The organism is Burkholderia sp. 572, from assembly GCF_040545135.1.
Lineage (GTDB): Bacteria > Pseudomonadota > Gammaproteobacteria > Burkholderiales > Burkholderiaceae > Burkholderia > Burkholderia cepacia.
Window position 1 is genome coordinate 416,030 of record NZ_JBEPLH010000002.1, and the last position, 14,586, is coordinate 430,615.

A 14,586-nucleotide genomic window follows, 5' to 3' on the forward strand; every position below is an offset into this window, starting at 1 on the left:
GTGTCGGCGCGACGCAGCGTTACTGATACAATTTCCCGATGACCTATCAAGTTCTCGCACGCAAGTGGCGTCCGAAGGATTTCGCTTCGCTCGTCGGCCAGGAGCACGTCGTCAGGGCGCTCACGCACGCGCTCGACGGCGGGCGTCTCCATCACGCCTATCTGTTTACCGGAACCCGCGGTGTCGGCAAGACGACGCTGTCGCGGATCTTCGCCAAGGCACTCAACTGTGAAACCGGCGTCACGTCGCAGCCGTGCGGCGTGTGTCGCGCCTGTCGCGAGATCGACGAAGGGCGTTTCGTCGATTACGTCGAGATGGATGCCGCGAGCAACCGCGGTGTCGATGAAATGGCCGCGCTGCTCGAGCGTGCCGTGTACGCGCCCGTCGATGCGCGCTTCAAGGTCTACATGATCGACGAAGTGCACATGCTGACGAATCACGCGTTCAACGCGATGCTGAAGACGCTCGAAGAGCCGCCGCCGCACGTCAAGTTCATCCTTGCGACGACCGATCCGCAGAAAATTCCCGTCACCGTGCTGTCGCGCTGTCTGCAGTTCAACCTGAAGCAGATGCCGGCCGGGCATATCGTGTCGCATCTCGAACGGATTCTCGGCGAAGAGCACATCACGTTCGAGCCGCAGGCGCTGCGCCTGCTCGCGCGTGCCGCGCAGGGCAGCATGCGTGACGCGCTGTCCCTCACCGACCAGGCGATCGCCTATTCGGCAAACGAGGTGACCGAGTCGGCCGTGTCGGGCATGCTCGGCGCGCTCGACCAGACTTACATGGTGCGTCTGCTCGACGCGCTTGCCGCGGGCAGCGGCCCCGAAATCCTTGCGATTGCCGACGAGATGTCGCTGCGCAGCCTGTCGTTCTCGACCGCGCTTCAGGATCTCGCGAGCCTGCTGCACCGGATCGCGTGGGCGCAGTTCGCGCCGGGCTCGGTGCTAGACGAATGGCCCGAAGCGGGCGACCTGCGCCGCTTCGCGGAGACGCTGAGCCCCGAGCAGGTCCAGCTGTTCTATCAGATCGCGACGGTCGGCCGCGCGGAACTTGGCCTGGCGCCGGACGAATACGCCGGTTTCACGATGACGCTGCTGCGGATGCTCGCGTTCGAGCCGGCTGTGGCAACCGGCAGCGCGCCGGGCGGACAGCCGTCCGTGCCGCGTGCGGTGCCGGGGCCGCGCGTGGCGGCGGCGTCGGCTGCCGTGGCGAAGCCGGTATCCGCGGCACCCGTCGAGGCAGCGCGGCCGCAGGCTGCCGCAACGGCCGCGCCAGCGGCGCCGGTTGTGCGTGCGGCGCCGGCACCGGCTGGCGGCGAAGCAGACCAGCCGGCTGAGAAGCCGGCTGCCGTCCCGGCATCCCCGGCCCAGGTTGATGAGCCGGTCGTCGATACGCCGCAGCCGCGCGTGGCCGCAGTACCGCAAGCGGAGCCGGCCAGCGAGAGGCCGACACCCGCCCGCAATGAACCCGAGCCGCCGGCTGCGGTTGTGCAGCGAAGCGACACGCCGGCTGCGCCGGCCGAACCGGTGCCGCGCGCTGCGTCGCCCGAGCCCGCCGCCCGTCCGGCAGCGCGTTCCGGGGGAGCAGCTGCCGCGCTGGACGTGCTGCGCAATGCGGGGATGCGCGTGTCGTCCGACCGCGGTCGTGCAGGCGCCGCCGCGAAACCGGCCGCCCAGCCGGCCGCCGAGAAGCCCGTCGCGCCGCGTCCCGCCGCCGTACAGGTACCGACGCCGCGCGCGGCGGCCCGTGCGCCGCAGGCAGCCGATGCACGTCAGGCCCCGCCGCCGTGGGAGGACATCCCGCCGGACGAATACGTGCCGCTCAGTGCCGACGAGATGTTTGGCGGCCCGCCCGACGACGGCTTCGTGCCGGTATTCGACAGCGGCCCCGACGATGTGCGCGTGACGCCGAAGCCGGCGGAAGCCCGCCCGTCCGCTCCGGTCGACACGCGTCCGCTGCCGCCCGCGATCGCGCTCGATCCGGTCGGCTTCGATGGCGAGTGGCCGGCGCTGGCTGCGCGGCTGCCGCTCAAGGGCGTCGCGTACCAGCTCGCGTTCAACAGCGAGCTGACGGCCGTCGATGCGACTACGTTGAAACTTTCAGTGCCGGTGCCGCAATATGCGGACGCTGCGCAGGTGGCGAAGCTGAAGGCCGCGCTGGCCGATGCGCTCGGCAAACCGGTCGAGGTGGCCGTCGAAATCGGGCCCGCCCGGCGTACGGCGGCGGCACTCGATGCGGCTGCGCGCGCAGCACGCCAGCGTGAGGCCGAGCAGGAGATTCACGGCGATCCGTTCGTCCAGCAGCTCGTGCGCGACTTCGGTGCGCGCATCGTCGAGGGTTCGGTGCGCCCGCTCGCCGACGCGGCGCCGGACGGCCCGCCGCCGACGCTGCATTGAACTGAGCGCCCCGCGACAGGCACAATCACGCCCACACATTGGCCGGCACGCGCCGCGTGCCGGTTTTCACACGATCAAGAAGGAGTATTCCCATGTTGAAAGGCAACCTCGCCGGACTGATGAAGCAAGCGCAGCAAATGCAGGAAAACATGAAGAAGATGCAGGAGCAGCTTGCGCTGATCGAAGTCGAAGGACAGTCGGGCGCCGGCCTCGTCAAGGTGACGATGACGTGCCGCAACGAAGTGCGTCGCGTGTCGATCGACCCGAGCCTGCTCGCGGACGACAAGGACATGCTCGAGGATCTCGTCGCGGCTGCGTTCAACGACGCCGTGCGCAAGGCCGAAGCGACGTCGCAGGAAAAGATGAGCGGCATGACGTCCGGCCTGCCGCTGCCCCCGGGCTTCAAGCTGCCGTTCTGAACGCGGCGTCCGTGCCACTTTTTGCCGCCGTATGAAACAGCCGTCCGCCCTGTCCGCTCTCGTCGAAGCGTTGCGCGTGCTGCCCGGTGTCGGGCCGAAATCCGCCCAGCGTATGGCGGTCCACCTGATGCAGCACGATCGGGAGGGCGCGGAGCGGCTCGGCCGGTCGCTGCTGTTCGCGACCGAGCACCTGCAGCATTGCGAGAAGTGCAATACGTTCACCGAAGCGCAGATCTGCGAGGTCTGCAGCGACGAAGAGCGTGATCCGACGCTGCTGTGCGTCGTCGAGACGCCCGCCGACCAGATCATGCTCGAGCAGACGATGACTTACCGCGGGCTGTATTTCGTGCTGATGGGCCGGTTAAGCCCGCTCGACGGGATCGGCCCGAAGGAAATCCATTTCGACCGCCTCGTGCGGCGCGCGTCCGACGGGGTCGTCAAGGAGGTCGTGCTCGCGACCAACTTCACGAACGAGGGCGAGGCCACCGCGCACTACCTCGGCCAGACGCTGAAGGCGCGCGGGCTCGCGGTCACGCGCCTCGCGCGTGGCGTGCCGGTGGGCGGCGAGCTCGAATATGTCGACGCGGGCACCATCGCCCGCGCGATGCTCGACCGCCGCACGATGTAAGCCGGGCGCCGCCGGTCGGCGGCGCCGTTCCTCATGCCAGGGAGACACATGAGCACCAGCCAGGGCCCGCTCGCGGGCGTCAAAGTGCTCGAATTCGGAACATTGATCGCGGGGCCGTTCGCGTCGCGGCTGTTCGCCGAATTCGGCGCGGAAGTGATCAAGATCGAGGATCCGAACGGCGGCGACCCGCTGCGCAAGTGGCGCAAGCTCCATCCGGAGCAGGGCGGCACGTCGCTGTGGTGGTCCGTGCAGGCGCGCAACAAGAAATCGGTCACGCTCAACCTGAAGGCCGACGCCGGCAAGGCGATCGCGCGGCAACTCGCGCGCGAGGCCGACATCGTGATCGAGAATTTCCGCCCGGGCCTGCTGGAAAAGCTCGGGCTCGGCTACGACGTGCTGTCGGCCGAGAACCCGGGCCTCGTGATGGTGCGCCTGTCCGGCTACGGGCAGACTGGCCCGTACCGCGACCGGCCCGGTTTTGGCGCGATCGCCGAATCGATGGGCGGGCTGCGCCACATCACCGGATATCCCGACCTGCCGCCGCCGCGTATCGGCATCTCCATCGGCGATTCGATCGCCGCGCTGCATGGCGTGATCGGCGCGCTGATGGCATTGCATCACCGCAAGGTCAACGGCGGCGCGGGGCAGGTGGTCGACGTTGCACTGTATGAAGCCGTTTTCAACATGATGGAAAGCGTGGTGCCCGAATACGGTGTGTACGGGATGGTGCGCGAGCGCACCGGCGCGTCGCTGCCGGGTATCGTGCCGTCGAACACGTATGCATGCCGCGACGGCAGTATCGTGATCGGCGGCAACAGCGACCCGATCTTCAAGCGGCTGATGAAGGCGATCGAGCGCGACGACCTCGCCGACGATCCCGCACTCGCGCAAAACGACGGGCGCGTGCCGCGCACGCAGGAGATCGACGACGCGATTGCCGCATGGCTCGCGCCGCGCACGATCGATGAAGCGCTCGTCGTGCTCAACGCGGCCGACGTGCCTGCCGGGCGCATCTACAGCGCCGCCGACATGTTCACCGATCCGCAGTTCGTCGCGCGGCAGATGATCCAGCGCTTCAAGCTGGCCGATGGTACCGACATTCCGTTGCCGAACATCACGCCGAAGCTGTCGGACACGCCGGGCGAAACGCGCTGGCTCGGGCCTGAACTCGGCGAGCATACCGACGAGGTGCTGCGCGGCCTCGGCTACGATGCGCAGGCGATTGCCGCACTGCGCGACGCGGGTGCGATCTGAACGCCCCTGGGCCTGTCGCCTCGCGCCGGGCTCCCCGAAGGGCACATTCCGCAAGCGAGCGCCGTTGGTGCTGGAAAACCCGGGGCGGCGAGGCGTTTTCCTGAACCCGCAGAACGCCGCCGCGCAACGCGGCGGTGCAGCGTGTACGGCCGCCCGCAACCGTCCTTCCGCAGTCGCCGGACTGTCGCTCTCGCGCCATCTTTCCTCGGTTACAATCGCCGGATGCGAATCCTACTCAGCAACGACGACGGCTATCTCGCCCCCGGTCTCGCCGCGCTCAGCGACGCGCTGCGGCCGTTGGCCGAACTCACGGTGATCGCGCCCGAGCAGAACTGCAGCGGCGCGTCGAATTCCCTCACGTTGTCGCGGCCGCTGTCGGTGCAGCGCGCAGCGAGTACGGGTTTCTTCTACGTGAACGGCACGCCGACCGATTCGGTGCACGTCGCGTTGACAGGGATGGCCGACGCCAGGCCGGACCTCGTCGTTTCCGGGATCAACAACGGCCAGAACATGGGCGAAGACACGCTCTATTCGGGGACAGTTGCGGCCGCCACCGAAGGCATCATGTTCGGCGTGCCGGCCATTGCGTTCTCGCTGGTCGACAAGGGCTGGGCCCATCTCGCGGACGCGGCGCGCGTCGCTGCGGAGATCGTCGAGCACTCCCTCGCGCATCCGCTGCCGGGACAGCCGCTGTTGAACGTCAATATTCCGAACCTGCCTTACGACGAACTGAAAGGCTGGAAAGTCACGCGTCTCGGCAAACGTCATCCGTCGCAGCCGGTGATTCGCCAGACCGACCCGCGCGGCGAACCGATCTACTGGATCGGTGCGGCGGGCGAAGCGCTGGACGCCAGCGAAGGCACCGATTTTCACGCGGTGGCAAACGGTTTCGTATCGATCACGCCGCTGCAGCTGGACCTCACGCATACGCAGATGCTGCCCGCGACGCGCGAATGGGCGCGCGCCGGAGGGCGGGCTTCATGAGCGGCGAGCGCGCGAAGCGGTTCCCGCTCGCGCTCGAAGATCTCAAGCGAGCGCCACGCAAGTCGGAAGGTCGGGCCGGTGAACGCCATGCGGCGGTCGCGGCATCGAAGGCCGCCGACAAGCCCGCGGCCGTGCTGAAACCGGTTGCGGTGAAACCCGCTGCCCCGCGCACAGCCATGCCCGGTTCCCCCGCCGCGAAGCCCGCGACCGCACCGAAGCCGACCGCGCTGAAGCCCGCGATGCCGAAGCCGGCCGCGCCGAGCGTCGCGCCGGCCGGCGCGTTCGCGCTCACGTCGGAACGCGTGCGCGAACGGATGGTCGAACGGCTGCGCGCGAACGGCGTGACCGACGCGCGCGTGCTGGAGGCGATGGCCGCGGTGCCGCGCCACCTGTTCGTGGATCCGGGGCTGGCGACGCAGGCCTACGAGGATTCCGCGCTGCCGATCGGCCACCAGCAGACCATTTCAAAGCCGTCGGTTGTCGCGCGCATGATCGAGCTCGCGATGGCCGGCCGCACGCTCGAGCGCGTGCTCGAGATCGGCACGGGCTGCGGCTATCAGGCCGCCGTGCTGAGCCACGTGGCACGCGACGTGTATTCGATTGAACGCATCAAGCCGCTCTACGAGCGCGCGAAGCTGAACCTGCGGCCGCTGCGCGTGCCGAACATCCGTCTGCACTACGGCGACGGGCGTGTCGGCCTGCCGTCCGCGGCCCCGTTCGACGCGATCGTGATCGCGGCGGCGGGGCTCGACGTGCCGCAGGCGCTGCTCGAGCAGCTCGCGATCGGCGGGCGCCTTGTCGCGCCGGTCGGCGCGCAGAGCGGGCAGCACCAGGTGCTCACGCTCGTCGAGCGCGTCGCGCACGCGCAATGGCGGGAGTCACGGCTTGATCGCGTTTTCTTTGTCCCTTTAAAATCCGGAGTAATTTGAAACCGATGAGTATGTTGCGCGCGATGCAAAACAACCGTTCCAGGGAACCGCTCACGCTCGCCCAGCGCGCGATCTGCGTAGCCGCGTTCTCCACGCTACTGGCCGCCTGTGCGACGCGGCTCGACAACGCGCCCGTCGTCGATCGCTCCGGTTCGCTCGGCACGACTGCCGCCGCGCAGCCCGCGGTACCGCTTCCGCCGGCGCCGCCGGGTTACTACCGGGTAAAGCCGGGCGACACGCTATACCGGATCGCACTCGAAAACGGGCAGAACTATCGCGACATCGCCGCGTGGAACAACCTGGCGAACCCGAATCAGATCGAAGTCGACCAGCTGTTGCGCGTGTCGCCGCAGGCCGGTGCCGCTGTCGCGGGCACCCAGGTCGCCGCGCCGATCGGGGGCGCCGCCGTCGCTACCGCGCCGCTCAGCAGCGGCCCGGCAACGCCGGCCGCCGGTACGTCGTCGGTCGCGACGCCGCCCGCCGCGGCAGCCGCATCGAGCGACACGGCAACTGCACCGAGCGGCCCCGTGACGTTCGCGTGGCCGGCGCGCGGCCCCGTGCTGAACGGGTTCGACGACGCGAAGAACAAGGGCGTCAATATCGGCGGTACGGCCGGCGAGGCCGTGAAAGCGGCAGCCGATGGCCGCGTCGTCTATTCCGGCAATGGCCTGCGTGGCTACGGCAACCTCATTATCATCAAACACGATGCAACTTACCTCACGGCGTATGCACACAATCGCGCTTTGATGGTAAAAGAGGGGGACGCGGTGACGAAGGGGCAGAAGATCGCCGAGATGGGTAACAGCGACTCCGACCGCGTGATGCTGCATTTCGAGGTTCGCCGGCAGGGTAAGCCTGTCGATCCGCTGAAGTATTTGCCGCCTCAATAACCGAGACGACCATGCCGAAATCGAAGCGCCACGAGCCGCAAGCCGAGTCTGAGAAGATCAGTCGTGCCACGCAAGCATCGGTGGGGCGAGCAGGTGCTTCGACGGACGACGAAGACGACAACGCGGATAACGAACGCGATCTCGAGGCGCGCGACGCCGAGGCGGACGGTGGCGACGACGAGCGCGAAGGCCGGGCCGAGGCGTCGCCCGACGTCGACGATTTCCGCACGCTGCTGCAGGCCGAACTGACGGCCGACACGATCCAGCATTACCTGAACCGTATCAGCGTGAAGCCGCTGCTCACCGTCGAGGAGGAGCAGCGCTATTCGCGTCTGGCCAAGGCCGGTGAATTCGAGGCGCGGCAGGTGATGATCGAGCGCAACCTGCGCCTCGTCGTCAGCATCGCGAAGGGATACCTGAACCGTGGCGTGCCGCTGCTCGACCTGATCGAGGAAGGCAACCTCGGCCTGATGCATGCGATCGAAAAATTCGACCCGACACGCGGCTTCCGTTTTTCGACCTACGCGACGTGGTGGATCCGCCAGAGCATCGAGCGGGCGATCATGAACCAGGCCCGCACGGTCCGCCTGCCCGTGCACGTGATCCGCGAACTGAACCAGGTGCTGCGCGCGAAGCGCCACCTCGAAAAGAATTCGATGTCGACGGGCGAAGCGGCCGAGCGCCGCGAAGCCAGCATCGACGACATCGCCTATCTCACCGGCAAGACCGCCGAGGAAGTCACCGACATCCTCGCGCTCAACGAGCACACGGCGTCGCTCGACGCGCCGCTCGACCTCGATCCCGCGAGCAGCCTGCTCGACCTGTTGCCCGACGACCAGAGCCAGTCGCCCGACGCCGAAGTGCAGCACCGCGAACTCGAGACGCTCACTCGCGCGTGGCTGTCGCGGCTGTCCGACAAGCACCGCCACGTGATCGAGCGCCGCTTCGGCCTGAATCACATCGAACCGGCGACGCTCGAGGAGCTGGCCGACGAGATGGGGCTCACGCGCGAGCGCGTGCGCCAGATCCAGCAGGAAGCGCTGGTGCGCCTCAAGCGGTTTTTCGCCTCCAACGGCGTGCGCAAGGACGCCGTTCTGTAACTGATGACTCCGATTCTTGTTTTTGACATCGAGACGATTCCCGATGTCGACGGCATTCGCCGTCTGGAAGACCTGCCCGCGACGCTCGACGATGCCGCGGTGGCCGAACATGCGTTCGCCGCGCGCCGCGAGAAGACCGGTGGCGATTTCCTGCCGCACCACCTGCAGCGCATCGCGGCGATCTCGTGTGTGTTCCGTGACAACAACGGGTTTCGCGTACGCTCGCTCGGCACGCCGCAGGACAACGAAGCCACGCTGATCCAGTCGTTCTACCGCGTGATCGAGAAATACACGCCGCAGCTCGTGTCGTGGAACGGCGGTGGCTTCGATCTGCCGGTGCTCCATTACCGCGCGCTCGTGCACGGCATTCCCGCGACCCGCTACTGGGATCTCGGCGAGGACGACCGCGAATTCAAGTGGAACAATTACATCTCGCGCTATCACTCGCGGCATACCGACCTGATGGATGTGCTCGCGATGTATCAGGCGCGCGCGAACGCGCCGCTCGACGCACTCGCCAAGATGTGCGGCTTTCCGGGCAAGCTCGGGATGGACGGCAGCCAGGTGTGGCCGGCGTTCCTGGACGGACGGATCGAGGAAATCCGCAACTATTGCGAAACCGACGTCGTCAATACCTACCTGCTGTATTGCCGGTTCCAGTTGATGCGCGGCGGCCTGACGCCGAGCGAGTATGCGGACGAGATCCTGCTCGTGAAGAACTCGCTTGCGCAGGAGCCGGCGTCGCACTGGGCCGAATACCTCGCCGGCTTCACCGCGTAGCGCAGGCGGGGTGCGCCGAGGCCGGCGCGATCAATCGAGTTCGAGCAGCACCGGCTGGTGATCCGATGCGCGGACGTCGCCGTCGATTTCGCAGCGCATCACGTGCGGCAGCAGCGTATCGGTCACGAATACGAAGTCGCACGCGAGCGGCCCCTCCGACCATTGCACCGTATCGTAGACACCTGCCGTCGGCGGCGGCGTGCGGCCGGGGTGCCGGGCGACCCATGCGTCGACGAAGCGCGGCGCGTCTGCGATCGGCGCCAGGAATCGACAATAGGCATCGCTGCCGAACGCGCTGTTGAAATCGCCGCAGACGATCGCATCGCACGGCTGGCCGGTCGTGCTGAACGGCCCCTCGGCAGTTTCGGCGGGCGCTGGTCGTGCCGCGTGTGCGCAGGCCTCGCGGTGCCGGTCGCGCAGCGCGTCGACCTGAGCGAGCCGCTGGCGCGCCGAATAGTATTCCAGATGCGTGGTGACCACGCGCAGCGGCCCGAAGGGCGCCTGCAGCTCGACGTCGAGCGCGACGCGCGGCATCGACGGCGCACCGGCGTCGGCCGGCCACGGCAGCAACTGGCGGAGCACGCGCCCGACCGGCAGCCGGGTCGCGATCGCATTGCCGAACTGGCGACGCGGTGCGCTGGCTTCGATCGGCGGCAGGTCGGCACCGATCGCATCGACGATCGTATGGCCGGGCAGCAGCGCCGCGAGTTCGGCGAACTGGTCGGCGCCGGGCCGGCCGGGCAATGCGCCGAAGCCGCGCGTGACCTCCTGCAGGCACAGCACGTCGAAGTCGCCGAGCCCGCGGATCGCCGCGACGGTGCGCGAAAGATCGACGACGCCGTCCGCGTCCCGACCCCATTGGATGTTCCAGTCGATCAGTCGCATGGTCGAATCTCCTGCCGGGCGGATTCCAGGCCCGGGGGCACCCGCTCGGCTTCGCAGCGCTCGCCCGGGCGTGTTGTGTGCCTGGGCATTCCGGCGCAATGCCGTGCGGTCTATGCTCAAGTATGGACGCCTGCCTCATGCAAAGCGGGCGATGCGGGCCTTCGTCGTCTACAATCTCGCCTTCTTCAACGTTTGTCAGGAAAAGCTGGTGTCCGAAGCCGTCCCCACTTCTGCGCGCAAATCAAGAAATGCGCCCGTCGCGCCCGGAATCGCCCCGGTTCTCGAGATCGAATCGCTCGACATGGAAGCGCGCGGTGTCGGCCGCACGATTACCGAGGACGGCGAGCCGGGCAAGGTCATTTTCGTCGAGGGCGCGCTGCCGGGTGAGCGCGTGACCTATTCGAGCTTCCGCCGCAAGCCGAGCTACGAGCAGGCGACGGTTGTCGACATTCTGCGCCCGAGCGTGATGCGTACGAAGCCGAAATGCGCGTTCTTCGGCACCTGCGGTGGCTGCTCGATGCAGCATCTCGACATGCGCGCACAGGTAGCGGTCAAGCAGCGCGTGCTCGAAGACAACCTGTGGCACCTGGCGAAGCTGCGCGCGGAAACGATGTTCGCGCCGATCCACGGCCCGTCGTGGGGCTATCGCTACCGCGCACGCCTGACCGTGCGCAACGTTGCGAAGAAGGGCGGCGTGCTGGTCGGATTCCATGAGAAGAAGAGCAGCTACGTGGCCGACATGACGAGCTGTGAAGTGCTGCCGCCGCACGTGTCGGCGATGCTGGTGCCGCTGCGCCGGCTCGTCGAGGGGCTGTCGATTCGCGATCGGATGCCGCAGATCGAGCTCGCGGTCGGCTCGGAAGTCACGGCGCTCGTGCTGCGTGTGCTGGAGCCGATCAACGCGGACGACGAAGCGTTGCTGCGCGCATTCGCGGACGAGCACAAGGTGCAGTTCTGGCTGCAGCCGAAGGGCCCTGATACGGTGACGCCGTTCTATCCGCTCGACGTGTCGCTCGATTACACGCTGCCGGAATTCGGTATCCGCATGCCGTTCAAGCCGACTGACTTCACGCAGGTCAATCATCAGATCAACCGCGTGCTGGTGGGCCGTGCGCTGCGCCTGCTCGCGCCGTCGCGCGACGACCGCGTGCTCGACCTGTTCTGCGGGATCGGCAACTTCACGCTGCCGCTCGCGCGGCTGTCGCGCGAGGTGATGGGCATCGAGGGCAGCGACACGCTGACGACGCGCGCGCTGGCGAATGCGCGCGAAAACGGTGTCGACGGTCACACGACGTTCGCGTGCCGGAACCTGTTCGAAGTGACGGGCGACGACATCCGTGCGCTCGGCGCATTCGACAAGTTCCTGATCGACCCGCCGCGCGAAGGCGCGCTCGCGGTATCGAAGGCGCTGGCCGAGATCGCGCAGAGCGGTGAAGGCCCGCTGCCGAAGCGCATCGTCTATGTGTCGTGCAACCCGTCGACGCTGGCGCGCGACGCGGGCCTGCTCGTGCACGAGGCCGGCTACCGCCTGAAGGGCGCCGGTGTCGTGAACATGTTCCCGAATACGTCGCACGTCGAATCGATCGCACTGTTCGAGCGCGACTGAGTTCTGGGCGGCGGACGAAAAAAAACCGGCCCGCGGGCCGGTTTTTTCATGATGCGTGGCGAACGTCAGTTGCGGTTGCCGCCGAAGATGCCGAGCAGCGCGAGCAGGTTCGTGAACACGTTGTACAGGTCGAGGTAGATCGCGAGCGTCGCCGAGATGTAGTTCGTCTCGCCGCCGTTCACGACGCGCTGGACGTCGAACAGCATGTAGGCGGAGAAGATCGCGATCGCGAGTACCGACACGGTGAGCATCAGCGCCGGGAGTTGCAGGAAGATGTTCGCGACCGATGCAAGCAGGATGACGATCACGCCCATGAACAGCCACTTGCCGAGCCCCGAGAAATCACGCTTGCTGACGGTGGCGATCGTCGCCATCGCGGCAAAGATGATGCCGGTGCCGCCGAACGCGAGCATGATCAGCGACGGGCCGTTCGAGAAGCCGAGGATGAAGCTCAGCAGGCGCGACAGCATCAGGCCCATGAAGAACGTGAAGCCGAGCAGCACGAACACGCCGGCCGCGCTGTTTTTCGTCCGCTCGATCGCGAACATGAAGCCGAACGCGATCGCGAAGAACGCGAGCAGGCTCATCATCGGGCTCGTGGCCGCGAACAGCGAGAAGCCCGTCGCGACGCCGACCCAGGCGCCCAGCACGGTCGGCACCATCGACAGCGCGAGCAGCCAGTACGTGTTCCGCAGCACGCGGTTGCGAACCTCGGCGGTGCTGACGGAACCGCCGCGGCCGAAATTGTACGGATAGTCGTTCATGGTTTCTCCTAACATTGAACGCGTGGGCGTCCGGGGCCGGTTCGGCGCGCGCGGTGTGCGGCGCAGCAAACCGGAGCAGCTATGGCTAAGATACGTTCCGTGCCGGGAGGTTTCAATGGCCGGGCGTCACAAAACATATGGATTCTGAACCTTTCATGCGTGTAAGGGTTCAATCGCAATGATACACGGGATCGTGCTACAATAGCGGATTCATTTGAACCTGTAACTTCTTAATTTCTTGGAGTTTTTATGGCAATCGAGCGCACCCTGTCGATCATCAAGCCGGATGCGGTGGCAAAGAACGTGATCGGCCAGATCTACAGCCGTTTCGAAGGCGCCGGCCTGAAGATCGTCGCATCGCGCATGGCACATCTGTCGCGTGCTGACGCAGAGAAGTTCTACGCGGTTCACGCAGCGCGTCCGTTCTTCAAGGACCTCGTCGATTTCATGATCTCGGGCCCGGTGATGATCCAGGTTCTGGAAGGTGAAGGCGCGATCCTGAAGAACCGCGACCTGATGGGCGCAACGGATCCGAAGAAGGCGGAAAAGGGCACGATCCGCGCCGACTTCGCCGACAGCATCGACGCGAACGCCGTGCACGGCTCGGACGCTGCGGAAACGGCAGCGGTCGAAGTCGCGTTCTTCTTCCCGGAAATGAACGTTTACTCGCGCTAAGCCCTGGCTGGCAGCAAGTAGGCAGGATTCAGCGCACGCGGCAAGGCAGCACATCATGACGAGCGAAACTTCCGTCAATCTTCTCGACTTCGATGCCGAGGGTCTTGTCGCGTACTGCGGCAGCCTCGGTGAGAAGCCGTTCCGCGCCAAGCAGTTGCAGCGCTGGATCCACCAGTACAACGCTGGCGATTTCGACGGTATGACCGATCTTGCGAAGTCCTTGAGAGAGAAGCTCAAGGGCCGCGCGTCGATCGTCATGCCCGAGATCGCCAGCGATCACGTTTCCACCGACGGCACGCGCAAGTGGCTGATCGACGTCGGAAACGGCAACGCGGTCGAAACCGTGTTCATCCCGGAAGAGACGCGCGGCACGCTGTGCGTGTCGTCGCAGGCCGGGTGTGCGGTGAACTGCCGCTTCTGTTCGACGGGCAAGCAGGGTTTTTCCCGCAACCTGTCGACAGCCGAAATCATCGGCCAGCTACGGATGGCCGAATTTGCATTGCGAGCGTCGCTGGGTCGCGCACCCGGCCCGAACGGCAAGGCCGAGCGGGTCGTCACCAACGTGGTGATGATGGGCATGGGCGAGCCGCTGTTGAATTACAGCGCGGTCGTGCCGGCCATGCGGCTGATGCTCGACGACAACGCGTACGGCCTGTCGCGCCGCCGCGTCACGCTGTCCACGTCCGGCGTGGTGCCGATGATGGACCGCCTTGGCGCCGAGTTGCCGGTCGCGCTGGCCGTTTCGCTGCACGCGCCCAACGATGCGCTGCGCGACGAGCTGGTGCCGCTCAACAAGAAGTATCCGCTGCGCGAGCTGATGGCGGCTTGCCAGCGCTACCTGAAAGTCGCGCCGCGCGACTTCATTACTTTCGAATACTGCATGCTGGACGGCGTCAACGACACCGAAGCGCATGCACGCGAACTGCTGGCCGTCACGCGCGACGTGCCGTGCAAGTTCAATCTGATCCCGTTCAATCCGTTTCCGGAATCGGGCCTCATCCGCTCGAAACCGGAGCAGATCAAGCGCTTTGCGCAGGTCCTCATCGACGCGGGTGTCGTCACGACCGTGCGCAAGACGCGCGGCGATGACATCGATGCCGCGTGCGGCCAGCTGGCCGGCGCAGTGAAGGATCGCACGCGCCTCGCGGAACGAACGGGCGCAGCAGGGAAAATCATCGAGGTTCGGGCGATTTGACAGGGGCGCCTGGCCGGGGATGCCAGCGCCTTTGGGGCGGTACAACACGCGAAAAGCGATCGGTCGCGGCGCCACGGCGTC

At 66.6% G+C, this 14,586-nt stretch carries 14 protein-coding genes; 12 read left to right on the forward strand and 2 right to left on the reverse strand.

Going from position 1 to position 14,586, the window contains the following annotated elements; translation table 11 throughout:
* Positions 1–38: 38 nt before the first annotated feature.
* The 9 genes from ABIC51_RS05600 to ABIC51_RS05640 all read left to right on the forward strand — a co-directional run bounded on the left by ABIC51_RS05600 (position 39) and on the right by ABIC51_RS05640 (position 9,380).
* Positions 39–2,396, forward strand: coding sequence for a DNA polymerase III subunit gamma/tau (locus ABIC51_RS05600; protein ID WP_175899102.1), 2,358 nt, complete (start codon positions 39–41; stop codon positions 2,394–2,396).
* A 92-nt stretch (positions 2,397–2,488) separates the two neighbouring features.
* Positions 2,489–2,815: a YbaB/EbfC family nucleoid-associated protein gene (locus ABIC51_RS05605; RefSeq protein ID WP_006482124.1), complete on the forward strand. Its 327-nt coding sequence runs from the start codon at positions 2,489–2,491 to the stop codon at positions 2,813–2,815.
* Positions 2,816–2,846: 31 nt separating this feature from the next.
* Positions 2,847–3,443, forward strand: coding sequence for a recombination mediator RecR (gene recR / locus ABIC51_RS05610; protein WP_006478665.1), 597 nt, complete (start codon positions 2,847–2,849; stop codon positions 3,441–3,443).
* A gap of 48 nt (positions 3,444–3,491) precedes the next feature.
* On the forward strand, positions 3,492–4,697 hold the full coding sequence (locus tag ABIC51_RS05615; RefSeq protein ID WP_027787226.1) for a CaiB/BaiF CoA transferase family protein: 1,206 nt from the start codon (positions 3,492–3,494) through the stop codon (positions 4,695–4,697).
* A 222-nt stretch (positions 4,698–4,919) separates the two neighbouring features.
* A complete protein-coding gene (gene surE / locus ABIC51_RS05620; protein ID WP_027787227.1) occupies positions 4,920–5,681 on the forward strand; it encodes a 5'/3'-nucleotidase SurE in 762 nt (253 codons plus the stop codon).
* Positions 5,678–6,610 carry a protein-L-isoaspartate(D-aspartate) O-methyltransferase gene (locus tag ABIC51_RS05625; RefSeq protein WP_027787228.1) on the forward strand — a complete coding sequence of 311 codons (933 nt, stop codon included), beginning with the start codon at positions 5,678–5,680 and terminating at the stop codon, positions 6,608–6,610. The genes surE and ABIC51_RS05625 overlap by 4 nt, the downstream gene beginning before the upstream one ends.
* A gap of 5 nt (positions 6,611–6,615) precedes the next feature.
* Positions 6,616–7,500: a peptidoglycan DD-metalloendopeptidase family protein gene (locus ABIC51_RS05630; protein ID WP_175899105.1), complete on the forward strand. Its 885-nt coding sequence runs from the start codon at positions 6,616–6,618 to the stop codon at positions 7,498–7,500.
* Between the two features lie 11 nt (positions 7,501–7,511).
* The gene (gene rpoS / locus ABIC51_RS05635; protein ID WP_027787230.1) at positions 7,512–8,600 is read left to right on the forward strand and encodes an RNA polymerase sigma factor RpoS; all 1,089 of its coding nucleotides are present in this window, start codon (positions 7,512–7,514) and stop codon (positions 8,598–8,600) included.
* Positions 8,601–8,603: 3 nt separating this feature from the next.
* Positions 8,604–9,380, forward strand: a complete 777-nt coding sequence (locus ABIC51_RS05640; protein WP_021163110.1) for a 3'-5' exonuclease — start codon at positions 8,604–8,606, stop codon at positions 9,378–9,380.
* A 30-nt stretch (positions 9,381–9,410) separates the two neighbouring features.
* Here the strand turns inward: ABIC51_RS05640 and ABIC51_RS05645 are convergent, their stop codons facing one another.
* On the reverse strand, positions 9,411–10,265 hold the full coding sequence (locus tag ABIC51_RS05645) for an endonuclease/exonuclease/phosphatase family protein (protein ID WP_175861590.1): 855 nt from the start codon (positions 10,263–10,265) through the stop codon (positions 9,411–9,413).
* A gap of 151 nt (positions 10,266–10,416) precedes the next feature.
* On the opposite strand from ABIC51_RS05645, the gene rlmD reads away from it, so the two are divergent.
* Positions 10,417–11,871, forward strand: a complete 1,455-nt coding sequence (rlmD, locus tag ABIC51_RS05650) for a 23S rRNA (uracil(1939)-C(5))-methyltransferase RlmD (protein WP_021163112.1) — start codon at positions 10,417–10,419, stop codon at positions 11,869–11,871.
* A gap of 65 nt (positions 11,872–11,936) precedes the next feature.
* Here rlmD and ABIC51_RS05655 read toward each other — a convergent pair whose 3' ends face one another.
* Positions 11,937–12,635, reverse strand: coding sequence for a Bax inhibitor-1/YccA family protein (locus ABIC51_RS05655; protein WP_006761414.1), 699 nt, complete (start codon positions 12,633–12,635; stop codon positions 11,937–11,939).
* Between the two features lie 249 nt (positions 12,636–12,884).
* Between ABIC51_RS05655 and ndk the strand changes: the two genes are divergently transcribed.
* A complete protein-coding gene (gene ndk, locus ABIC51_RS05660; protein ID WP_011352265.1) occupies positions 12,885–13,310 on the forward strand; it encodes a nucleoside-diphosphate kinase in 426 nt (141 codons plus the stop codon).
* A 55-nt stretch (positions 13,311–13,365) separates the two neighbouring features.
* Entirely contained in the window at positions 13,366–14,505 is a 1,140-nt protein-coding gene (gene rlmN / locus ABIC51_RS05665; RefSeq protein WP_027787233.1) for a dual-specificity RNA methyltransferase RlmN, read from the forward strand.
* Positions 14,506–14,586: the final 81 nt, after the last annotated feature.